The organism is Ectobacillus sp. JY-23 (assembly GCF_023022965.1).
In the GTDB taxonomy this organism is placed as follows: domain Bacteria; phylum Bacillota; class Bacilli; order Bacillales; family Bacillaceae_G; genus Ectobacillus.
On sequence record NZ_CP095462.1, the window covers coordinates 3,115,202 to 3,136,768 of the forward strand.

Below are 21,567 nucleotides of genomic sequence, written 5' to 3' on the forward strand. Positions count from 1 at the left end.
TTATTGGCAAACATAGGCCCTATACACTATGATGATATGCAAAATCACATGATTGAGGTGAATGATCATGCACGGAGAGATTTTCCGTAGAAGAACACCGGAAGAGTATTTAGAAGAACTTGCTCGGCAGCAGCGTGGCAAGCTTAAGGTATATATTGGCGCTGCGCCCGGTGTGGGAAAAACATATAAAATGCTTCAGGATGCACAGGATTTAAAAAAAGAAGGCATCGACGTTGTCGTAGGTCTCGTTGAGACGCATGGGCGCACTGATACAGATGCACAGCTGGGCGAATTGGTAGTATTTCCTATGAAAGAGATTACCTATAAGGGAAAAATCTTTTATGAAGTAGACACAGAAGGAATTATAAAGCGTGCGCCTCAGGTGGTACTTATTGATGAGCTTGCCCATACCAATGCACCAGGCTCTAAGCATCATAAAAGATACATGGATGTCGAAGAGATTTTAGAGGCTGGTATTGATGTATGTTCCGCTATGAATATCCAGCATTTGGAGAGTGTGCACGATATTGTCCAGCAAATTACGGGTGTGGCTGTTCGAGAGCGTGTTCCAGATTCCGTGCTGCAAAAAGCCAATGAAATTCAGTTAATTGATGTAACGCCGGAGATGCTTCAGAAACGGTTAGTGGAAGGGAAGATTTATCGGCAGGAAAAGATTCAACAAAGTCTACAAAATTTTTTCACGATAACGAATTTAGGTGCGCTACGTGAACTCGCTTTGCGAGAGGTGGCTGATGATGTTGACGAAAAAATTGTATCCCCACAGGAGGATGAAACATGGTCTATCGGTATTAAAGAACGTATTCTAGTATGCGTGCAATACGGTTCAACTGCCGAAAGGTTAATCCGAAGAGGAGCGCGTATGGCAAGCAGGTTGAATGCAGATTTATATGTGCTGAATGTAAGAGCAGATAGCGGTGATTTCAACTCTCCAGCTCGAAATCAGATACTGGCGGAGTGGGAATCTTTAACACATCAATTTGGTGCAGAGTTTATTGTGGAGCCTGCGAGTGGAAGAAAGCCAGCAGATGTCATCATTGATGTTGCGAGCACATATAAGATTACGCAAGTACTTCTCGGTCAATCAGCGCGTACAAGATGGGAGGAAATAACAAAAGGCTCCATCGTCAATGTAATTATGCGAAAAACAAAAAATATTGATATTCACATCGTAGCCGATAGCGGCAAATAGATAAGTGAGGATTAATTTTTTAATATACAAGCGGTAATGAAACAAAAGTGAGAGAATATCTTGATCTTGCGTTTTGTTTACAGTCTTACTTAGCATTCTCCGTAAGTTCTGACCGTTATTATACACTGCCTGTTCTTCTCTCCCATCTAAAAGAATTTCGTTTTTTCTATTTGTGCTTATATAGAACTTGTCGATTTTTCTTGATTTACTTTTGAAAATGATAGGCGTAATATGACTTTCATAGTTTGAATGACATCATGCTGAATCCACTTGGAGCGGGGGAACCATATATGTGCGTGTGCACTTGGGGTGAATCCTTAGTAAGGTAGGGCTACTCTCATATCCCGAACCCGACAGCTAACCTCGTAAGCGTGTTGAGAGGATGGTGGAAAGAATGATTCTACGTTGCCATTCCGGATAAAAGTGAGACTTTAAGTAAAGGGCTTCATTTGTAACAAAAAGAAGGGTTAATCTACTGTCTGAATAAGGAAGATTTCAGCTTCTAAATCGGATGCAGACCTTTTGAGGGGTGTATATAAGCCTTTTGATGTTAAGCATGCGAAAGAAGTCCCTTTTTTGCGTTTTTATTTTTACTTAAGGAGGAGCTTTTATGTGGGAAAATCAAGAGCTTGTATTGGTGTGCGTAGGGGATGAGGAAAAGGTAGCTTGTCTGCATAGCTTGATAGGACATCGAACTTTAATCATTGTTACAGTGCATGAAATGATTGCATGGACTGCAAGGGAACTTGGATTTCAGTGTATTATTCGTTCTACGCAGAATCCGCAAGCTCTCTTGCCGATTGCGGAAAGTGTTTCTAAAGCGATAGTACTTAGTGATACGTTGCCAACAATCAGTTTTTTTACGGAACTAATCCGCTTCAACTTAAATGTTCCGATTACTGTCGTGACTCGGAATAAGCAATATCCTGTTCAACTTTATAAAACAATGGGAGCAAAGTATGTGGTTTATACGAATTGTGACAATATGAAACCATTTGTTTCCTAAAGAAGATAAAGTGAATGGGGAGGAACCCGTATGAGACATCTGCCAGGACTTTTATTATATAGGGATCTTGTGAAAAGGTGGGCTCTGACCTACGAAAGAGTGCGGGAACTGGCAGAAAGCAAAGGTGATTTCCCGAAGCCTTATATGTTTTTGTATGAAGAGAATGTACCTGTATACCTTGAGAAAGAAATTGTAGAATACGAGAAAAATCATTCTGAGCTTGTATGCAGCAGTTTCCGAGGCAGGAGCATTCATATCCTCGGTCCGTATTTTGAGTAGAAGTTTATCAATCAAATAAAGCAAGAAATATATAATATAAGCGTTTTAATATAAAAAGTTTGTTTTTTATAAAAAAACCTCTTTACATGTAGTTTTTACAGGAGTATATTTACTTTCATAAGTCACAACTAAATTTTACCGAAGCAACCTTTAATCGCTGAGTCCATTAGGAGCGGGGGAACCAACTTTGTGCGCAAGCACTTGGGGTGAATCCTTCTTTAGTGAAGGTAGGGCTACTCTCAAAGCCCGAATCCGACAGCTAACCTCGTAAGCGTTTCGGGAGGGGGTATACTTTCGTGTTGCCTAAAAAGAGCACTGAGTAACCTCTCAGTGCTTTTTTGTGCATTTTTAATGGTAAAATTTGTAAATTAGGAGGGGTGTCATGTTAGATGTAATGATGGTAGGTGCGTTTATTCTGCTGACTGCATCTATGGCAGGGTTAGCAAAGTGGTCTGATAATGTAGTGAAGGAAGGGAACAAGCAATGATCGTACTGTTAGGAATCGTTGCGGTAGTTACGGTGTACTTAGTATATGCATTACTCAATCCAGAGAAGTTTTAAGTGAGGAGAGACAAATATCATGGCTTGGATAGCAGTCAGTATCACTATTGGACTATTTATTTTATTAGCAAAACCGATGGGGGCTTATTTAGAAAAAGCATTTCAGGGAGACTCGAAATTAGAAAAGATTTTCGGCTCTGTTGAAAAAATTATTTTTAAGATTGCAGGTATTAAGCCCTACAATCAAAACTGGAAGCAATATGCTTTGGCGTTAGTTTTGACAAATAGTTTGATGATTGTGTTTGTGTATTTAATATTCCGATTGCAAGGCGTACTGCCATTGAATCCAAGCAACATTCCGGGTATGGAACCAACGCTTGCTTTTAACACAGCAATCAGCTTTATGACAAACACAAACTTGCAGCACTACAGCGGAGAAACCGGCCTGTCTTACTTATCTCAAATGCTTGGTATCACATTTATGATGTTTGCTGCACCTGCTACAACATTAGCGATTGCAATTGCTTTCATTCGTAGCTTAGCAGGTAAGAAATTAGGAAACTTCTTCGTTGATTTTACTAGAGCCATTACACGTTTACTTCTTCCATTAAGCTTTGTCGCAGCGTTGATTTTTGTGTTGCTAGGAGTGCCGCAAACATTAGAACCTGCAGCAGTAGCTAACACGGTTGAAGGAGCAAAACAATTAATTGCGCGTGGTCCTGTAGCCTCGTTACTTTCAATTAAAGAGCTTGGGAATAACGGTGGTGGATTTTTTGGAGTCAACTCCGCACATCCTTTTGAAAATCCAAATATGATTAGCAATATCTTGCAAATGATTCTTATGATGCTTTTACCGACTGCCCTGCCTTTTACATACGGCAGAATGGTAGGAAATAAAAAGCAGGGACGTATTCTATTCGTTTCCATGCTGATGTTGTTCTTGATTGGTTTCGGCACAATTGCCACTACAGAGCTACAAGGTAATCCGGCATTGAACCAGCTGGGCATTCAATATGACGAAGGTAATATGGAAGGAAAAGAAGTCCGCTTCGGAACGGTATGGTCCGCCTTATATGCAACGGTTACAACCGCTTCAGAGACAGGGGGCGTTAATACAATGCATGATACATTAACACCAATTGGCGGTATGGTTCCTCTTATAAATATGCTGTTAAATACAGTATTTGGCGGTGTGGGAGCAGGGTTTATCAACGTCATTATGTATGCGATGATAGCCGTATTTATTTCCGGTTTAATGGTGGGTCGTACACCTGAGTTTTTAGGAAAGAAATTGGAAGGAAAAGAAATGAAGCTCATAGCGGTGACACTTTTGTTCCAACCACTTCTCATATTGGGAGCTTCAGCAATCGCCTTTTCTACAGAATTAGGAATGGGAGCCATTTCAAACTCCGGCTTTCACGGAATTACACAAGTCATCTATGAATACACTTCATCCGCCGCGAATAACGGATCGGGGTTTGAAGGATTAGGAGATAATACGCCATTTTGGAATATTTCAACTGGCCTTGTGATGTATTTGGGACGTTATTTTGGGTTAGTCACAATGCTTGCGGTCGCAGCATCTTTAAAAGAAAAGACTTTGGCACCGGAAACAGTTGGGACGTTTCGTACAGATAATGGTTTATTCGGTGGTATTTTTGTAGGAACAATTTTCCTTGTAGGTGCTTTGACATTTTTCCCAATTTTAGTTTTAGGACCAATTGCTGAATTTCTCACTTTGAAGTGATGGAGGATAGAACATGAGTAAATCATCTGCATTTATAAAAGAAAAACATGAACAGACATCTTCTTCTTTACGGTTAGTGGAAGATGAAGGAATCCGAAAAGCAAAGACAATGGATTCCGATATTGTGAAAACAGCCATAAAGCAATCGTTTACTAAACTTGATCCGAGAGTGATGGTAAAGAATCCAATTATGTTCATTGTAGAAATTGGCTTTTGTGTTACCCTAGTGCTGTCGTTCCTACCCAGTGAAAATCTGCCGGGTTGGTTTAACATCACTGTATCTATGATTCTATTATTTACAGTTTTGTTTGCGAATTTTGCAGAAGCGTTGGCAGAAGGACGTGGGAAGGCACAAGCTGATTCATTAAAGCAATCCAAACAAGATATTTGGGCAAATCTTATAAAAAATGACAAAGTGATGAAGGTAGCAGCAACAGAGCTTCGTAAAGGAGACATTGTCGTTGTAAAGCAAGGAGAAATGATTCCCAGTGACGGAGAAGTAATTAAAGGCTTGGCATCTGTTGATGAGTCAGCTATTACAGGCGAGTCCGCACCTGTGCTAAAAGAAGCAGGAGGCGATTTTAGCTCTGTAACAGGTGGAACTCTTGTTGTCAGCGATGAGATTACGATTCGTATCACTAGTAATCCAGGCGAGTCCTTCCTGGACAAAATGATTGCGCTTGTAGAAGGAGCAAAAAGACAAAAAACCCCGAATGAAATTGCACTCAATACAGTTTTGTTCAGTTTAACATTAGTATTTCTATTGGTGATCGTAACGCTTCCAGTGTTCACAAATTATCTGGGCTTCTCAATTGATACAGCCGTTCTTGTCGCGCTTCTTGTATGTTTAATTCCAACCACAATCGGAGGGTTATTGTCAGCCATCGGAATTGCAGGGATGGATCGTGTGACGAAATTTAACGTGTTGGCTATGTCAGGAAAAGCGGTTGAAGCTGCTGGAGATATTAATACAATTATTTTGGATAAAACGGGAACGATTACATTTGGAAATCGAATGGCCCATACGTTGATTGCTGTATCAGGAGAAACAGTAGAAGAGCTTGCGTATTGGGCTGGAATAAGCTCTTGTATGGATGAAACACCGGAGGGCCGATCTGTTGTAGAATATATAAACAATAAAGGGTGGTTTAGTAACGGGACAATAGAAGGTGAATTTATTCCGTTTAAAGCTGAAACACGTATGAGTGGTATGGATTTACATGACGGAACGAAGGTGCGCAAAGGTGCTGTCAACGCAGTTATCAATTGGGTGATGCAGCAAGGAGGAAACATTCCTCTAGATCTTTCCAAACGAGCAGATTTAATTGCGAAGGAAGGCGGAACACCGTTAGCTGTAGCTGTAAACAATAAAATTTATGGATTGATTTATCTAAAAGATACAGTGAAACCAGGTATGCGTGAGCGTTTTGAGGAGCTTCGTCGTATGGGTATTAAAACGGTAATGTGTACAGGAGACAATCCGCTGACAGCGGCCACGATTGCAAAGGAAGCTGGCGTAGATGAATTTATTGCCGAATGTAAACCAGAGGACAAAATAGCTGTCATTAAAGCAGAGCAAGCGAAAGGAAAGCTAGTGGCCATGACTGGTGATGGTACAAATGACGCACCGGCTCTGGCCCAAGCCGATGTAGGTCTTGCGATGAACAGCGGGACGTCAGCAGCAAAAGAAGCGGCGAATATGATTGACTTAGATTCAAACCCAACCAAAATTATTGAAGTTGTAGCTATTGGTAAGCAGTTGCTTATGACACGCGGAGCTTTGACAACATTCAGTATTGCGAACGATGTGGCAAAATATTTTGCAATTATCCCAGCCATGTTTACAGCAGCTATCCCGCAAATGGAGATGCTGAATGTAATGGGATTGCATTCCCCCTTATCTGCAATTTTATCGGCATTAATCTTCAATGCTATTATCATTCCATTGCTCATTCCGTTAGCAATGAAGGGTGTATCGTATAAGCCAATGAGCTCCAATGCATTGTTAAGCCGTAATTTGTTCATTTACGGATTTGGCGGTATGATTGTTCCGTTTATTGGTATAAAGGTCATTGATGTATTCGTAGGATTATTCGTATAGAGGAGAAGTGAGCCATGAAAACCAAACAGAGTATACTAGCACCCGTCATTCGGCTAACAGCAACAACTGTTGTATTATGTGGTCTTGTATATCCCGCTTTAGTAACAGTAGTCGCACAAGTGACAATGCCCGATAGAGCGGACGGTAGTTTGATCTATAATGATCAAAATGAAGTAATCGGTTCTGCATTAATAGGTCAAAACTTTAAAGAACCACGCTATTTTCAAGGACGTGTATCTAGTATTGCATATAAGTCTGAAGCATCCGGCAGTAATAACTATGCACCATCAAACCCTGAGTTGCTGACAAGAACAGAAGAGTCGCTGAAGCAGTGGGAAGAAAATAATCCGACAGTTCCTGTTTCGCAAGTACCGATTGATTTAGTGACAAACTCTGGATCTGGTCTCGATCCACATATCAGCCCGGCAGCTGCGAGAGCACAAATTGATCGAGTTGCGAAGTATACAGGGTTGACTAAAGCAGAGCTTCAGGATTTGATACAAGAACAAACTGAGCCGCTGGAGTTAGGCCTATTTGGAACAGAAAAGGTAAATGTGTTGAAATTAAATATAGCACTTCAAAAGTTAATGAAATAAAAAAATCCTCCGCTTGTCGGAGGATTTTCTATAAAGGAGGCAGATGATGAAGCTACAAATAGAAGGAACAAAAGATCTGAAGCTATTTCAAACGGTACAGGTCAAAGAATGTGAAGATTTATTCATCATAACAGGTTTTAAATTGGAACGAACATATCAGCAAAGTGTCATTGTTCCAAAAGCGACTTGTGTTGTCCTCACGCAAATACAGAAAGAAGCAAATGGCTATCGAATTGGTGATCCTTGTTTATATGCAATTGACCAAATCAAATTTTAAAGAGTTTCTTCTATATAATATATGCACCACTAAAAAAGAGGGCGTCCCATCATTTGGGAACACCCTCTTTTCATATTTTGAAACGTATGCGGATAACGCCTGACTTTTTTAAGGAATCATATAAAATTACAAGAGATGGGCCAAGGAACAATCCGATAAACCCCAATAGCTTAAAGCCTACGTATAAGCTGACAAGCGCAGCCAAGGGAGAAATCCCCATGCTTTTTGAATAAACTTTAGGTTCAATAATGCGGCGTACGACGGTAATAACACCAAATAAAACGAGAAGTCCTATTCCTAGTGTTTGATTTCCCTGCAAAATTGCAACTGTAGCCCAGGGAACAAGTACAGAACCTGTACCTAGAATAGGTAAAATATCTACAATTACGATAAGCAGGGAGAGTAAAGCTGTGTACGGGACATTAAGAAGCCACAACCCTACATAAGCCATCGTAAATGTCAGTAGGCTTAAAAACAATTGGGCTTTAATAAAGCCAATACCTGCGCCGCTCAATTGCTCTGCCACCAGGTGAAATTTTTCTCGCGATTCCAATGTCATATACGATTCCAATTTATCTTTGAGACGTGGAAGCTCTAAGCTAATCAAGAATAATGCAATGAGATAAATTAAAAATTCTAATAAAAATCCCGGTACAACAGCAACAAATCCGATTGTTCCAGAAATTAGATTTTTAGCCAGTAGATCTAACGAATTTACACTATTTTCTAGCGCACGCTCTATAGAAGAAAGTACTTCAGTCGGCAATGTTTCCGAATACTTGTGCCAACTGTTGATCATGGGCAACACAGTTGTATAATAAAACTCTTTCGCAAAGCCAGGTGCTTTGTGAGAAAGAGAAACAACTTGTTGAAAAATTGTATGAATCATAAAATAGCCAATGAGTGTGAGTGTAGCCAAATACAATAAAAACGCTGTTAAAACAGCATATAACCTCGGAAATCGTCCATGCTTTTGCAGACGGGATACAATCCCCTCTAACAAAATGGCAGTTAATAAAGCGAAAATAACCGGCAAGCTATATGGAATCAAAAAGATTATTATAATAGTGAATAGACTGACAAGCAACCACTTCTTCCACATGAAAAAACTCTCCTCTCCTGTTCAACGCACTGTTCCGCTTTACGGAAAATGAGATGTATCTTTATTATAAAGCAATATACTAAATTCCTCTATGTACGACGTGAAAATATTATTACCAAGTGCCGGAGTATTTGAAGCAATTTTGTTCTCATTTTTACGCTCTAGCTTTATCTATATAACATAATCATTAGTTTTTTTATTAAGATGCAAAGATATAAATTTACAGTAAATTTTTTCTGCAAAATGTTATATTACTGAAAATAGTACATATATTTTTAAGAAACATGAGTATCGATTTTTAAAATGTATGCATGATTTGTTGCGTAACTGTCACGTTTGACTGTACAGTTTTGTGTGTGATAACATATAATTACTATTATAATAGGGGGCGAATATGTTGGGAACGGATACCGAATCGGAGAGTTGGCTGAAATTGCCCATGTTTCAAAACGAACCATTGATTATTATACGAATTTAGGACTTTTGACCGCACATCGATCAGATTCTAATTATCGTTATTATGATAAAAATGCAGTTGAAACCTTGCATTTCATTGAACAATGCAAAAAGATGCACATGCCACTTAGTGATATTAAGCAGCTGCTTGCGCGTAAGCATACAGCAATTGATACAAGTCAATCTGTGGCTACACATGTGGATGAGGTCACACGGCATATTCAAGAATTGGAACAGGAGTTGGCACATTTAAAGCCGCTGCTGGATGAGTTAACAAATGAACAGCGTGAAACGATGATGAAGTATGTATCAGGTCGCGCGACAAATTTAATGCAAACGTTGCTTTTGTTTTTAGGATAGTAGTAGATGAGAGGATAACCATTACAGGAGGTGGATACCTTAGTTCATTGGACTAAGGGGATTGCTTGGACATATTTAATTTAGTCATGGTAGCGTTTTTAATTGCTCTTACAGGTTTTTTCGTTGCGGCAGAGTTCGCGATTGTGAAAGTGCGAAGCAGCCGGATTGATCAACTTGTAACAGAGGGAAAACGAGGTGCTTTATCAGCTAAAAAGGTAACTACGCATTTGGATGAATATTTATCAGCGTGTCAGCTTGGAATTACGGTGACAGCGCTGGGGCTTGGATGGCTTGGCGAACCTACGCTTCATCATATGTTGGAACCTTTGATGGAGAAATTGAACTTGCCTGCGGCGGTAGCGAGTACACTTGCTTTTGTTGTTGCCTTCGCATTTATTACCTTCTTGCATGTTGTAGTGGGAGAGCTTGCTCCTAAAACAGTTGCAATTCAAAAGGCAGAACAAGTTACAATGTTAGTTGCTAAGCCACTGATGTTTTTTTATAAACTTGCGTATCCTTTTATCTGGACGTTAAACGGCTCAGCTCGTTTTATTACCGGACTATTTGGTCTTAAACCCGCTTCCGAGCATGAGGCAGCTCACTCTGAAGATGAACTTCGCTTAATTCTTTCTGAAAGCTATGAGAGTGGCGAAATTAATCAAACGGAGTTTAAGTATGTTAACAACATATTTGAGTTTGATAATCGAATTGCTAAAGAGATTATGGTGCCTCGTACAGAGATTATTGGTTTGTATGAAGAAGATTCTGCAGAAGACCATATGAAAATTATTCAAAGTGAAAAGTATACAAGATATCCGATATTTGGTGAAGATAAAGACGATATTATCGGAATGGTCAATGTAAAGGATGTATTTATTCGTTATATGAACGGTGATAGCGATGAACTTCCTCCCATTCGAGAATATATGCGTCCCGTCATTGAGGTTATGGAAACTATCGCCATTCATGATTTGCTTTTACAAATGCAAAAAAAGCGCATTCCGATGGCAATTCTTTATGATGAATACGGTGGAACGGCCGGCCTTGTTACACTTGAAGATATTTTAGAAGAAATTGTCGGCGAAATTCGAGACGAGTATGATGAAGATGAACATCCGCCAATTCAACATATCAGTGAGTATCATAAAATTGTTGATGGCAAGGTGCTGGTAAGCGATATTAATGATTTATTCGGTCTTCACATGGATGAAGAAATCGTTGATACTGTTGGTGGCTGGATTATGATGCAAAATCATGAAATTGAAGAAGGTATCTCCGTAGAAGCGGATGGTTATGAATTCAAGGTTCTTGCTAAGGATTCCCATCAAATTAAACGAGTAGAAATTCGTAAGATTATGAGCGAAGAGCAAGCGGCGACTGTATAGTCGTCGTTTTTATATTTTAATATAATAAAAATGTTTTGGTTTTATTTTCTAAAACGATAACCAGTGTATATATTTTTGCAATATATAAACTGGTAAGAAAGAACGAATCGTTTTATATATCTAGTCTTATATACAAGTCTGTAAGGTTAAAAAATACTGTCTCTTCTGAATAAAAAGACTTTATTTTTCTTTGTGTTAGCGCTTTCAATATGTGTCAGAGAATGGTAGTATAAACATGTGAGATAAATACTATGTTAATAGAGTAAAAAAAGTATATGTAGTGTATGAAGGAGATGTTGAAATTATGCGTATTGGGGTACCTGCAGAAATTAAAAACAATGAAAATCGTGTAGCAATGACACCAGCGGGCGTTGTTCACTTAATCAGAAATGGACACGAAGTATATATTGAAGCTGGAGCAGGAATAGGTTCTGGTTTTACAGATGAGCAGTACGTAGCAGCGGGTGCTACAATTGTTGCAACGGCTGCCGAAGCTTGGGCTATGGATATGGTTATGAAAGTAAAAGAACCAATTGCAAGTGAATACGGCTACTTCCGTGAAGGGCTAATTTTGTTTACATATCTACACCTTGCGCCAGAGCCTGCTTTAACAAAGGCTTTAATTGAGAAGAAAGTTACAGCGATTGCTTATGAAACTGTACAAGCATCCAATGGAACATTGCCTTTATTAACACCAATGAGTGAAGTAGCAGGACGTATGTCTGCGCAAATTGGTGCACAATTTTTAGAGAAGCCTGAAGGCGGGAAAGGTATTCTTCTTGGTGGTGTACCAGGCGTTAACCGCGGTAAAGTAACCATTATCGGCGGTGGTGTAGCAGGTACAAATGCTGCGAAAGTAGCTATTGGATTAGGAGCTGAGGTAACAATTATTGACTTAAATCCAGACCGTTTACGTCAATTGGATGATATTTTTGGTCATCAAGTAACAACATTAATCTCCAACCCTTATAATATTGCAGAAGCAGTAAAGACATCTGACCTTGTGATTGGTGCAGTTCTTATTCCGGGTGCTAAAGCGCCGAAGCTTGTAACAGAAGAAATGATTCAATCAATGGAGCCGGGCTCTGTAGTAGTGGATATCGCTATTGACCAAGGTGGTATTTTTGAAACAACAGATCGCATTACAACACATGATGAGCCAACATATGTGAAGCATGGTGTTGTTCACTATGCAGTTGCGAATATGCCGGGCGCTGTACCTCGTACATCTACAATCGCATTAACAAACGTAACTGTACCATATGCTGTACAAATTGCTAACAAAGGCTACGAGAGAGCTTGTCTTGAAAACAAAGCATTACTAAGCGGTATTAATACGCTAAATGGCTATGTAACATATCAAGCTGTAGCAGAAGCGCATGGTTTACAATATGCGGATGCTGCAGAGCTTTTGCAAGCTGCACTCGTATAATTATAACAAGAGCCGGGGGACAGGGTCTCTCGGCTTTTAATTTATAAAGGGGAATAACGGTATGGAACTGTTCAAGAAAAAATCAGTTGCGCTCATGTTAGAGCAATCAAAGAAAAAACAACTAGAAAAAACGTTAGGTGCGTTTGATTTAACTTTACTTGGTATCGGTGCCGTTATCGGGACAGGTGTTCTCGTTTTAACAGGGTTGGTAGCTTCCAGAGATGCTGGTCCAGCAGTTATTCTATCATTTATGTTGGCTGCTATTGTATGTGGTTTTGCCGCACTTTGCTATGCGGAGTTTGCTTCGACAATCCCTGCATCGGGTAGTGTATACACCTATGCGTATGCAACAATTGGAGAGTTTGCAGCACATACGATGGGATGGACGCTTCTTTCTGTATATGTATTGACTACATCTGCTGTTGCAAACGGCTGGTCAGCATATTTTAATAATTTTTTAGGCGGATTTGGATTAGCAATACCAAAGGAGTTTGTAACCATTCCTGCACAAGGCGGAACGGTCAATTTACCAGCCATTTGTATTACACTAGCAATCACATGGCTTTTGTCCAGAGGGACGAAAGAAAGTAAAAAAGTAAATAACTTTATGGTATTAGTAAAGCTAGTTGTAATCGGCTTATTTATTGTAGTAGGTGCATTTTATGTAAAGCCTGAAAACTGGACGCCGTTTATGCCGTACGGCTTGGAGGGTGTAATAGCAGGAGGAGCCGCTGTATTCTTTGCATTTTTAGGCTTTGATGCCTTGTCCACATCGGCAGAAGAAGTAAAAAATCCGCAACGAGACTTGCCAATTGGAATTATCTCGTCGCTGGTGATTTGTACGATTATTTATGTTGTTGTTTGCCTGGTCATGACAGGGATGGTGCCATACACAGAGTTAAATGTGGCAGAGGCTATGGCGTATGTTCTGCACTCTGTTGGGCAAGATGCAGTAGCGGGTGTGATTGCTGTCGGTGCTATTATCGGTATTATGGCGGTTATTTTTGCTTATGTGTACGCGTCTACTCGAATTTTGTTCGCAATGAGTCGTGATGGATTGTTACCGGGCATGTTTTCTAAAACAAATGCATCCGGTGTACCAACTTTCTCAACATGGATTACAGGTGCGGGCAGCGCATTTATTGCAGGTTTTGTTGACCTAAAAGAGCTTGCTAACTTAGCAAATATTGGTGCCTTGCTGACATTTGCTGTAATCGGAATTGCTGTTATTTTGTTCCGTAAATCACATCCGAATTTACAGCGTGGCTTCCGCGTGCCGTTTGTTCCTGTACTACCTATCATTTCGGTAGCTTGCTGTGTATTTTTAATGGTAAATCTACCAGGAACAACATGGATGTATTTCAGTATCTGGGTACTACTTGGTGTAATGGTGTACTTTGGTTATTCTCGTAAGTACAGCGTATTACAGGAAAACAACGAGGTGTCATTGAAAAAAGCAAATTAAGATAATTCACAGAAAAGCACAGGGTTTCCTGTGCTTTTCTATTTATTTTTTCTGAAAACTGTGTAAAATGAATGTACAAGATTAGTTTAAGAAACATTAGAGCTAATGTTATGGTAATAGTTTTACTTTAGTGTGAATGGAGTGTGAGAAGATGCGGACCGCTTTACATCAGTCAGGAAAGCTTATTTTTCACAAACGTGTGCAACAAGGAATTACGCAAGAAGAGTTATGTCAGGGGATTTGCTCAGTGTCTTATTTGAGCAAGATTGAAAACGATAAAATTGAAGCTTCAGAGTTAATTATGCAACTCTTATGCGAAAGGCTAGGAATCAGTTTATCAAGTTTGCAAAATACAACAGGGGAAGCAAAGCAGCTGTTAGAGCAATTGCATACGGCACTTGTATATACCAATCAAGAAAAAGCAACGGAGCTATATAAGCAGCTTCAACCCGTTATGGTGCAAGTTCAGGATGCGGAAGTTTTAAACTTTTATCAATTGTTATCTGTGCGCTATTTTTTATTAATAGGACGGATGGATGAAGCAGTTTCTCTTTTAGAAGAATGTAAAAAGCTTTCTAGTAAATATAGTCCCTTACACAATGTTATTTTCCATTATGTAAATGGATTAATATTTTGTAAAAAAGGGGAATGGGAAAAAGGTGCAGGCTATTTTGTGAAGTGCGAGCAACAGGCTAGAGCCATTAAGTACAGTGAGCCAAGTATCTATTACAACTTAGCGTTGGTCTATAGTATGATTCATAATGTTAGCATGTCTTTGTATTTTGTCGAACAGGCAATAAACTTATATAGTAAAGCTTCTAAGTTTCGTTATATTATAGACTGTCAAGTGATACAAGGGATTAACTACGCACGTTTAAAAGAATATGATAAAGCGATAGAAACGTATGAAAATATTTTGCAGGCGGCACCATCTTTTTCTGACAAAGAAGAAATATTTGCAAGAACACTTCACAATCTAGGATACTTATATGCTAGACAGGGAGAACATAAAAAAGCAACTGAATTATATTTAGATAGTTTACGTTATAAGGAATCACATATTGAGGCATATGTAGTGACTATGTATGAGCTTGTTAAATCTTATATAGAGTTGAAACAGTTTCCTGATGCAAAGGTTTGGATTGAAAAAGGATTAAAAGCATCTAAAGACAATACTTTCGAAAAAAGGAATTATTATCTACTACTCATGTTGCAATATAAATACTTTCGTAGCTCTGGGGAATATAAAGACTTCTTAGAGAAAGAAGCCATTCCTGTATTTAAACAACTCAAAGACGCACAAGAGTTAAAAAACATATATATTGAACTTGCGGAATATTCAGAAAGTGAATTAGAATATAAAGAAAGCAATCGCTACTATAAATTAGCTATTGCAATCCAAAATAGATGAAGGAGGTGAGGACATGAAAAAGTTATTAGCATTTGCTCTCTTAACGGCTGCAATCTTGGTAGTTATGGACAAACCACAATATGAATTTCACCCACCGTTTCGAGGTGAGGCAGATTTTAAGGTAATCGCTTGAACAAAGTAAAACCCTTTCACCCAACCATTAGGTGAAAGGGTTTTTTGTTTAATATAGCATCTTTATATCAAATTGTTTTAAAAATAGACACAAATATTGAGAAAGTTGAAAAGGTTGTTTTCTGTATTTTCAAACTATCAGACAAATGCTAAGATGTGCATATCTTCAAAAAAAGTTAGGGGGAAGATTACATGAAGAATAAAAGGATTGCAATGGCGTTAACAGCTGGATTGACGTTAACAATGTTTGGTGCACCAGGCGCTGGAGCTGCGGATGTAAAGAATGTACTTTCTAGCAAAAAGTATAATGAGGCTGTAGGATCTCCGGAGTTTGTTGCAGGAGAGCTGACAAAGGCTTCTCAAAAATCTGCAGAGGCAATTGTATTTGATTACATTGATGCAAACAAAGCAGATTATAAACTAGGCGGAAAGGCAGCGAAGGATTCTTTCAAAGTTACAAAGAAAGTTAAAGATCCATTAGGCGCAACAGTTCTTCGTTTACAGCAAACATTTAACGGTGTACCTGTTTGGGGTTCTACACAAACGGCTCACGTAGCAGATAATGGTGCATTAAAGGTTGTGTCTGGAACAGTCATTCCTGACCTGGACAAACAGGCTAAGTTGAAATTTGGTAAAAAGATTGGTGCAACAGCTGCTGTCGCTGCAGCTGAACAGGCACTGGGCTTTAAACCAGAATATGATAAGAAGCCAACAGCTGACGTGTATGTATATAAAAAGGGTGAAGAAGCTACTTATGCATATGTGGTTAACTTAAACTTCTTAGCGCCAGAACCAGGTAATTACTATTACTTCGTTGACGCATTTACAGGTGAGGTATTAGACCAATACAACACAATTCATAATGTAACAGGGACAAACAAGGTAGGTAGCGGAAAAGGCGTATTAGGGGATACAAAATCTATTAATACAACATTATCTGGATCTTACTATTATCTACAAGACAACACACGCGGCGCTAAAATTTATACGTATGATGCGCGCAATCGTACAACCCTTCCTGGTTCATTGTGGGCAGACACAGATAACTTGTTTAACGCTAGCTACGATGCAGCTGCAGTAGATGCACACTATTATGCAGGTGTAACGTACGATTACTACAAAAATAAATTTGGCCGTAACTCTTATAACAACGCGGGTGCATCTTTAAACTCTACTGTTCACTATAGCCGCAGTTATAACAATGCATTCTGGAATGGCTCTCAAATGGTGTACGGTGACGGTGATGGGGTTACATTCCGTCCGCTGTCCGGCTCTTTGGATGTTGTAGCACATGAACTTACACATGCAGTAACAGAATATGCGTCTGGCTTAATTTATCAAAATGAGTCAGGTGCATTAAATGAAGCTCTGTCTGATATTTTTGGTACTTTAGTAGAATATTATGATAACCGCACACCAGATTGGGAAATGGGTGAAGACATTTATACACCGGGAACAGCAGGAGATGCGCTTCGTTCTATGAGCAATCCTGCGAAATACGGTGATCCAGATCATTACTCGGTCCGTTACACTGGAACGCAAGATAATGGTGGCGTTCATATTAATAGTGGTATTATCAACAAAGCAGCATTCTTGCTTGCAAATGGTGGTACGCACTATGGTGTAACAGTACCAGCAATCGGAAACGACAAAACGGGTGCAATCTACTACCGAGCAAACGAGTACTACTTCACGCAATCTGCTACATTTAGCCAAGCACGTGCAGCGCTTGTGCAAGCGGCTTCTGATTTGTATGGTTCTACTTCTGCAGAGGTTAACGCAGTGAAGAAATCCTTTGATGCAGTTGGAGTATATTAATAAAGAAGAAAGTGTAAAAGAGAGTTACGCTCTGTCAAGGATAGCAATACTATAAAGAACCTAAAAGGCCTCAGTTCCATATATCATGGAACTGAGGCCTTTTAGCTATTCTTACTGTTAAAATAATCTGTTTACTTTATCACCAATATTCACTCTTTATCTAAAAACGGTTTATTTACATAGTAGTAAAAAGCACCCATAAGTATGCTTCCACCTATAATGTTACCGATTGTAACAGGAATTAAATTATGAATGACACCTTGAAATGAAATCGTTCCAGGGTGATTTAATACAAGGGCAATTGCAAATGTGCACATATTCGCAATGCTGTGTTCATATCCAGAAATAAAGAAGCAAAATACAAACAACACCATAGCAAATAACTTTGGTCCATCTGAATTGAATGCCATGGGAATAAAGAATGCCAAACAAACCAACCAGTTACACAAAATCGCTCTAAAAAATAATTGGCTTGTTGGAACATGTATTTTATGTTCTACAACGCTAAGTAAGAAGCCATTCACAGAAGGGTCGTGAAACAGTCCAGTTGTATAAATTAGAAAGGCAAAACAGATAGCGCCAATAATGTTACCCACATACGTTGTAGCCCATAATATGAATACATCTCGCCACTTCATTTTTTTTCGTAATGCAGCATATGTAAAGTAAAATGTATTTCCAGTAAATAAATCTGCTCCTCCGTATGCGATAAGAATGATTGCTGCACCGAATGTGAGTGCAGCCATGGGATATGCTAGTGGTGAATGTTCCGTATAAAAATAGTTGCCTGATTTGAATGCCACGATTACACCGAATCCAATAAACATACTAGCCAATATAGCTCTCATTATATACTGCACAATACTTTGACGAAATACGGTTAATTTTTTTAAGGCTAAATACTCTACTGATTGTAATGGTTTATTTTCCATACATTTCTCACCAATCTTTCATGTGTCCTAGGAATATGAACAAATATACTAGTTATAAGATACCCGACTGGTACATAAAACATTCTGAGTCAAAAGTAATAAGCATTCAGACTAGTTAAGAATGAAAATGATAAGAGTACTGGTGATTTAATATGAATAACTGCTTAACAACTTATAAAGAGGACTAAACATAAAAAAGCAAGAGCATTAAGCTCCTGCTTTTTCTGGTTTTTTATATGTGCTTTTTGAAATGCGACCGCTTTGCAATACTTTCCCGTTTAATGTAACGGTTTTATATGTGTCTACAACGACTGCTTTATCTGTATCGCTAATAACCTTAGAAGAAACCTGTACGTTCTTTCCTGTGCTGGTTCCAAAAATACGGGCAACTGCTTGATTATTTTCAACAAAAGATTGAATGTAGATATGTTTGCCTGTATTATTTTTAAACTTCAAGTCTGGACCATAATCAGCTACAGCGGCATCTTGCCCTAATGGAATGTAGCCAACTGGTAAGGAGTGATTACTGCGCTCAACAATTGCTAAATCAGCACGTAGCACAGCACCGTAAAGTGTACTGCTGACTTGGCATACACCGCCGCCTGCACTTTGTTCTATTTTCCCGTTAATAAAAACAGCCGCAGATTGGTAGCCGTTTTTTGCATCTGTAATTCCGACCCGACCGTTAAAGCTAAATACTTCATCAGGTGCAACAAATGCGCCTGTTAATGTACCTGCGGCGCGTTGTACATTAAATGTTTGACTCGCATTTCGTCCATTCATTGGTGTTCGATACTCAGCAATTACTTCCGTAATGCCCATGTTTTTTACATCTTCAGTAGTACGTTCTGGGCGTACTGCCATAATAGGTACTTGAATTTGGGGATTAGCTGTGGCGATAGATTGCTCTGTTAAAGCTTTAAGTTGATTTTTATCAACTTGAGAACCGTCTGTGCTTTCTGTGATGGTAATGGCAGTACCGTTAATAGCGATAGAAGCATTTTTAGGTTTACTTAACAGATTGTTGTACTTGTCTTTTATAAATGCCTCATATTTCTGGGGATCCAGTTTTGCTTCTAGCTTGTAGGAGCGGTTTAACCCGTCACTTTCAGCTTTCTTTCGAAAATCATAGCGCTCTTTCAAGTTGCCTTGTTGCTCTTCGAAAACTTGCTTAGCTACATCAGTCCCTTTATATTGAACACCTAAGTCTTTCCAAGTATATGTCTCTGTTACTCCATTTAGCGTATAAGAAATTGTTTGCTGATTCAATTGATCAACTTTTTGCTGTACAATCTCTTCCACTTCTTTCTTTGTTTTCCCGTCCAAAGAAATGCCCTCAAAGGAAGTATGAGGCAAGACGTATGTGTCAAGCTGTTGATTTAGTTTCGATGTGTAGCTGTATGCAACACCGCCTGCTACACATAGACCTACGCCTCCGGCAATAACGGAGCCAATAATCCAATTGCGCATTTTCATTCGTTTTCCCCCTAGTGCTTTGTATGTAGTGCATGCTTTTCATATATTTCACAGGCGTTTAGACTAATGACGTATTGTGATTACAGAAATGTAAAGCTTCTTTTGCTGACAGCATATGAAGTGTATGTACATGGCTGTTATATTGCTATTGCACAACATATTACTTACTATTATACTACTAAAAAGGGGTTTATGTAACTAAAAAGTAAAATTTGTTACGTTTTTGTAATATGTTTTATCTTGTTATGAAAAGAGTATTTAGTCATAAGTGGATGGTAAAGCGAAGAGTTATGTCTTTGGAATTTTATTGTAACATTTTACCTAATATTCGTATAGTAAAATGCTTACCTAAAATTTTGGAAAACACATTAGTCATTTTAGGTAAGCATACATTTTTTTGTATCATTTAACATGAATGATATTATTCTTTTCGGTTATAAAATGCTACGATTTTTAAACCATAGCTGTGTTAAAGCATTACCACTGTTAAATATTGTGGAAAGCGACAAAGAATTTTAACAGGTGCTGACTTATACAAGAGGTGAGCGAAGTTGTTATAGCATAACACTCACAATGATAGCAGAAAGTATGCTAACGAGTGTGGCTCCATATAACAACTTTAAGCCAAATCGTGCAACAACATTGCCTTGTTCTTCGTGCAATCCTTTTACTGCTCCTGCAATAATACCAATGGAAGAAAAATTAGCGAATGAAACAAGAAACACAGAGATAATACCAACTGTGCGAGGTGACAATGTTTTAGCAATTTTGGCCAAATCCATCATAGCGACGAATTCATTTGTCACAAGCTTTGTTGCCATGATGCTTCCAGCTGAAACAATTTCTTTTCCGGACACCCCCATGATAAAGGCGATCGGTGCAAATACATAACCGAGAATCTCCTGAAAAGTTATACCAAAAATCACATTAAATAAATCATTTATCATACTGATAAGAGCAACAAATCCAATGAGCATGGCACCAACAACAATAGCAACTTTAAATCCATCTAAAATATATTCACCCAGCATTTCAAAAAATGTTTGCTTTTCTGATTGAACCTCTAAAATATCCTCTTCTTTTTTGACTTCATATGGATTAATGATGTTGACAATAATGAAGCCGTTAAATAAGTTTAGTACCAGTGCGGTAACAACGTATTTAGGCTCAATCATGGTCATATAAGCTCCAACAATAGACATCGAAACTGTCGACATTGCGGAAGCGCATAACGTATACATGCGATGCGGAGGTATATGAGCTAATTGTTTTTTTACGGTAATAAATACTTCTGATTGACCTACAATAGCGGAAGCAACTGCATTGTAAGATTCTAGGCGTCCTAGACCGTTAATTTTACTTAGTGCTAATCCAATGTAGCGAATAATAAAAGGTAGGATGCGAAAATGTTGCAAAATACCAATGAGTACAGAGATGAAGACAATTGGTAGAAGCACGTCTAGGAAAAATACCATAGCACCTTTATTGGCGATACCACCGAACACGAAGTTAACACCACTCGCTGCGTATTCTAGAAGCTTTCCAAATAAATTAGAGATGGCTGTAATTAAAATGAGCCCGAATTCAGTGTTGAGCAGAAGAAATGTTAAAATCAATTGGACTACAAGCATAATCAGAATTGGTTTTAATTTCACATGCTTGCGATTGTTGCTTGCTATATACGCCAATGCAAATACAACAAGTAGTCCTAGTACGAATGTTACAAATTTCATGAGAAGTCCTCCTAAGAAGTTAAAGTCCTGTCCGTAAGCGATAAGCAACCACTTTTCAAACTGTTTTTTGAAGCAGAATGTTGCTTGAAAAAACTCAATTTATCTAACTTGCCATGAATTTTGGGATGCCCCTTATTAATGGAAGTTT

Annotated in this window: 19 protein-coding genes and 2 riboswitches; of the genes, 15 read left to right on the forward strand and 4 right to left on the reverse strand. The window is 38.7% G+C overall.

What is annotated here, in order from left to right:
• The first annotated feature begins 67 nt into the window (after positions 1 to 67).
• The 9 genes from kdpDN to MUG87_RS15795 all read left to right on the forward strand — a co-directional run bounded on the left by kdpDN (position 68) and on the right by MUG87_RS15795 (position 7,717).
• Positions 68 to 1,210, forward strand: coding sequence for a KdpD-like non-kinase potassium sensor (gene kdpDN, locus MUG87_RS15755; protein ID WP_281503653.1), 1,143 nt, complete (start codon positions 68 to 70; stop codon positions 1,208 to 1,210).
• Positions 1,211 to 1,458: 248 nt separating this feature from the next.
• A riboswitch (cyclic di-AMP (ydaO/yuaA leader) is annotated at positions 1,459 to 1,596 on the forward strand.
• Positions 1,597 to 1,820: 224 nt separating this feature from the next.
• Complete coding sequence (locus MUG87_RS19725; protein ID WP_368042543.1) at positions 1,821 to 2,216, forward strand: hypothetical protein; 396 nt, start codon at positions 1,821 to 1,823, stop codon at positions 2,214 to 2,216.
• Positions 2,217 to 2,246: 30 nt separating this feature from the next.
• The gene (locus MUG87_RS15765; RefSeq protein ID WP_247083393.1) at positions 2,247 to 2,495 is read left to right on the forward strand and encodes a hypothetical protein; all 249 of its coding nucleotides are present in this window, start codon (positions 2,247 to 2,249) and stop codon (positions 2,493 to 2,495) included.
• A 145-nt stretch (positions 2,496 to 2,640) separates the two neighbouring features.
• Positions 2,641 to 2,785: riboswitch (cyclic di-AMP (ydaO/yuaA leader) on the forward strand.
• A gap of 92 nt (positions 2,786 to 2,877) precedes the next feature.
• Positions 2,878 to 2,982 carry a hypothetical protein gene (locus MUG87_RS15770; protein ID WP_124565138.1) on the forward strand — a complete coding sequence of 35 codons (105 nt, stop codon included), beginning with the start codon at positions 2,878 to 2,880 and terminating at the stop codon, positions 2,980 to 2,982.
• Positions 2,979 to 3,056 carry a potassium-transporting ATPase subunit F gene (locus tag MUG87_RS15775; protein ID WP_124565147.1) on the forward strand — a complete coding sequence of 26 codons (78 nt, stop codon included), beginning with the start codon at positions 2,979 to 2,981 and terminating at the stop codon, positions 3,054 to 3,056. Before MUG87_RS15770 ends, MUG87_RS15775 begins: the two co-directional genes overlap by 4 nt.
• 19 nt (positions 3,057 to 3,075) lie before the next feature.
• The gene (gene kdpA / locus MUG87_RS15780; RefSeq protein WP_247083394.1) at positions 3,076 to 4,743 is read left to right on the forward strand and encodes a potassium-transporting ATPase subunit KdpA; all 1,668 of its coding nucleotides are present in this window, start codon (positions 3,076 to 3,078) and stop codon (positions 4,741 to 4,743) included.
• Between the two features lie 13 nt (positions 4,744 to 4,756).
• Positions 4,757 to 6,844 (forward strand): potassium-transporting ATPase subunit KdpB, encoded by a 2,088-nt coding sequence (gene kdpB / locus MUG87_RS15785; protein WP_247083395.1) that lies wholly within the window; start codon positions 4,757 to 4,759, stop codon positions 6,842 to 6,844.
• A 14-nt stretch (positions 6,845 to 6,858) separates the two neighbouring features.
• Positions 6,859 to 7,440: a potassium-transporting ATPase subunit KdpC gene (gene kdpC / locus MUG87_RS15790; protein WP_124565135.1), complete on the forward strand. Its 582-nt coding sequence runs from the start codon at positions 6,859 to 6,861 to the stop codon at positions 7,438 to 7,440.
• Positions 7,441 to 7,486: 46 nt separating this feature from the next.
• Positions 7,487 to 7,717 (forward strand): hypothetical protein, encoded by a 231-nt coding sequence (locus MUG87_RS15795; protein ID WP_247083396.1) that lies wholly within the window; start codon positions 7,487 to 7,489, stop codon positions 7,715 to 7,717.
• Positions 7,718 to 7,787: 70 nt separating this feature from the next.
• On the opposite strand, the gene ytvI is transcribed toward MUG87_RS15795, so the two are convergent.
• On the reverse strand, positions 7,788 to 8,819 hold the full coding sequence (gene ytvI / locus MUG87_RS15800; protein WP_247083397.1) for a sporulation integral membrane protein YtvI: 1,032 nt from the start codon (positions 8,817 to 8,819) through the stop codon (positions 7,788 to 7,790).
• Between the two features lie 378 nt (positions 8,820 to 9,197).
• Here ytvI and MUG87_RS15805 point away from each other — a divergent pair, with 378 nt between their 5' ends.
• The 6 genes from MUG87_RS15805 (at position 9,198) to MUG87_RS15830 (ending at position 17,278) form a co-directional block, all read left to right on the forward strand.
• The gene (locus MUG87_RS15805; RefSeq protein WP_247087727.1) at positions 9,198 to 9,635 is read left to right on the forward strand and encodes a MerR family transcriptional regulator; all 438 of its coding nucleotides are present in this window, start codon (positions 9,198 to 9,200) and stop codon (positions 9,633 to 9,635) included.
• 65 nt (positions 9,636 to 9,700) lie between these two features.
• The gene (locus MUG87_RS15810) at positions 9,701 to 11,020 is read left to right on the forward strand and encodes a hemolysin family protein (protein ID WP_247083398.1); all 1,320 of its coding nucleotides are present in this window, start codon (positions 9,701 to 9,703) and stop codon (positions 11,018 to 11,020) included.
• A 304-nt stretch (positions 11,021 to 11,324) separates the two neighbouring features.
• Positions 11,325 to 12,452 (forward strand): alanine dehydrogenase, encoded by a 1,128-nt coding sequence (ald, locus tag MUG87_RS15815; RefSeq protein WP_247083399.1) that lies wholly within the window; start codon positions 11,325 to 11,327, stop codon positions 12,450 to 12,452.
• Positions 12,453 to 12,513: 61 nt separating this feature from the next.
• Positions 12,514 to 13,917, forward strand: coding sequence for an amino acid permease (locus tag MUG87_RS15820; RefSeq protein ID WP_247083400.1), 1,404 nt, complete (start codon positions 12,514 to 12,516; stop codon positions 13,915 to 13,917).
• 151 nt (positions 13,918 to 14,068) lie between these two features.
• The gene (locus MUG87_RS15825) at positions 14,069 to 15,328 is read left to right on the forward strand and encodes a helix-turn-helix domain-containing protein (RefSeq protein WP_247083402.1); all 1,260 of its coding nucleotides are present in this window, start codon (positions 14,069 to 14,071) and stop codon (positions 15,326 to 15,328) included.
• A 324-nt stretch (positions 15,329 to 15,652) separates the two neighbouring features.
• A complete protein-coding gene (locus tag MUG87_RS15830) occupies positions 15,653 to 17,278 on the forward strand; it encodes a M4 family metallopeptidase (RefSeq protein ID WP_247083404.1) in 1,626 nt (541 codons plus the stop codon).
• Positions 17,279 to 17,427: 149 nt separating this feature from the next.
• Here the strand turns inward: MUG87_RS15830 and MUG87_RS15835 are convergent, their stop codons facing one another.
• The 3 genes from MUG87_RS15835 to MUG87_RS15845 form a co-directional block, all read right to left on the reverse strand.
• Positions 17,428 to 18,210: a formate/nitrite transporter family protein gene (locus MUG87_RS15835; RefSeq protein WP_247083406.1), complete on the reverse strand. Its 783-nt coding sequence runs from the start codon at positions 18,208 to 18,210 to the stop codon at positions 17,428 to 17,430.
• A gap of 207 nt (positions 18,211 to 18,417) precedes the next feature.
• Entirely contained in the window at positions 18,418 to 19,686 is a 1,269-nt protein-coding gene (locus MUG87_RS15840; protein ID WP_247083407.1) for a VanW family protein, read from the reverse strand.
• 554 nt (positions 19,687 to 20,240) lie between these two features.
• Positions 20,241 to 21,419 (reverse strand): NupC/NupG family nucleoside CNT transporter, encoded by a 1,179-nt coding sequence (locus tag MUG87_RS15845; protein WP_247083408.1) that lies wholly within the window; start codon positions 21,417 to 21,419, stop codon positions 20,241 to 20,243.
• Positions 21,420 to 21,567 lie beyond the last annotated feature (148 nt).

What these genes read in the sequence shown, in the direction of transcription:
- kdpDN (WP_281503653.1), top strand. Translation starts at nt 68, where the DNA reads ATGCACGGAGAGATTTTCCGTAGAAGAACACCGGAAGAGTATTTAGAA.
- MUG87_RS19725 (WP_368042543.1), top strand. Translation starts at nt 1,821, where the DNA reads ATGTGGGAAAATCAAGAGCTTGTATTGGTGTGCGTAGGGGATGAGGAA.
- MUG87_RS15765 (WP_247083393.1), top strand. Translation starts at nt 2,247, where the DNA reads ATGAGACATCTGCCAGGACTTTTATTATATAGGGATCTTGTGAAAAGG.
- MUG87_RS15770 (WP_124565138.1), top strand. Translation starts at nt 2,878, where the DNA reads ATGTTAGATGTAATGATGGTAGGTGCGTTTATTCTGCTGACTGCATCT.
- MUG87_RS15775 (WP_124565147.1), top strand. Translation starts at nt 2,979, where the DNA reads ATGATCGTACTGTTAGGAATCGTTGCGGTAGTTACGGTGTACTTAGTA.
- kdpA (WP_247083394.1), top strand. Translation starts at nt 3,076, where the DNA reads ATGGCTTGGATAGCAGTCAGTATCACTATTGGACTATTTATTTTATTA.
- kdpB (WP_247083395.1), top strand. Translation starts at nt 4,757, where the DNA reads ATGAGTAAATCATCTGCATTTATAAAAGAAAAACATGAACAGACATCT.
- kdpC (WP_124565135.1), top strand. Translation starts at nt 6,859, where the DNA reads ATGAAAACCAAACAGAGTATACTAGCACCCGTCATTCGGCTAACAGCA.
- MUG87_RS15795 (WP_247083396.1), top strand. Translation starts at nt 7,487, where the DNA reads ATGAAGCTACAAATAGAAGGAACAAAAGATCTGAAGCTATTTCAAACG.
- ytvI (WP_247083397.1), bottom strand. Translation starts at nt 8,819, where the DNA reads ATGTGGAAGAAGTGGTTGCTTGTCAGTCTATTCACTATTATAATAATC.
- ald (WP_247083399.1), top strand. Translation starts at nt 11,325, where the DNA reads ATGCGTATTGGGGTACCTGCAGAAATTAAAAACAATGAAAATCGTGTA.
- MUG87_RS15820 (WP_247083400.1), top strand. Translation starts at nt 12,514, where the DNA reads ATGGAACTGTTCAAGAAAAAATCAGTTGCGCTCATGTTAGAGCAATCA.
- MUG87_RS15825 (WP_247083402.1), top strand. Translation starts at nt 14,069, where the DNA reads ATGCGGACCGCTTTACATCAGTCAGGAAAGCTTATTTTTCACAAACGT.
- MUG87_RS15830 (WP_247083404.1), top strand. Translation starts at nt 15,653, where the DNA reads ATGAAGAATAAAAGGATTGCAATGGCGTTAACAGCTGGATTGACGTTA.
- MUG87_RS15835 (WP_247083406.1), bottom strand. Translation starts at nt 18,210, where the DNA reads ATGGAAAATAAACCATTACAATCAGTAGAGTATTTAGCCTTAAAAAAA.
- MUG87_RS15840 (WP_247083407.1), bottom strand. Translation starts at nt 19,686, where the DNA reads ATGAAAATGCGCAATTGGATTATTGGCTCCGTTATTGCCGGAGGCGTA.
- MUG87_RS15845 (WP_247083408.1), bottom strand. Translation starts at nt 21,419, where the DNA reads ATGAAATTTGTAACATTCGTACTAGGACTACTTGTTGTATTTGCATTG.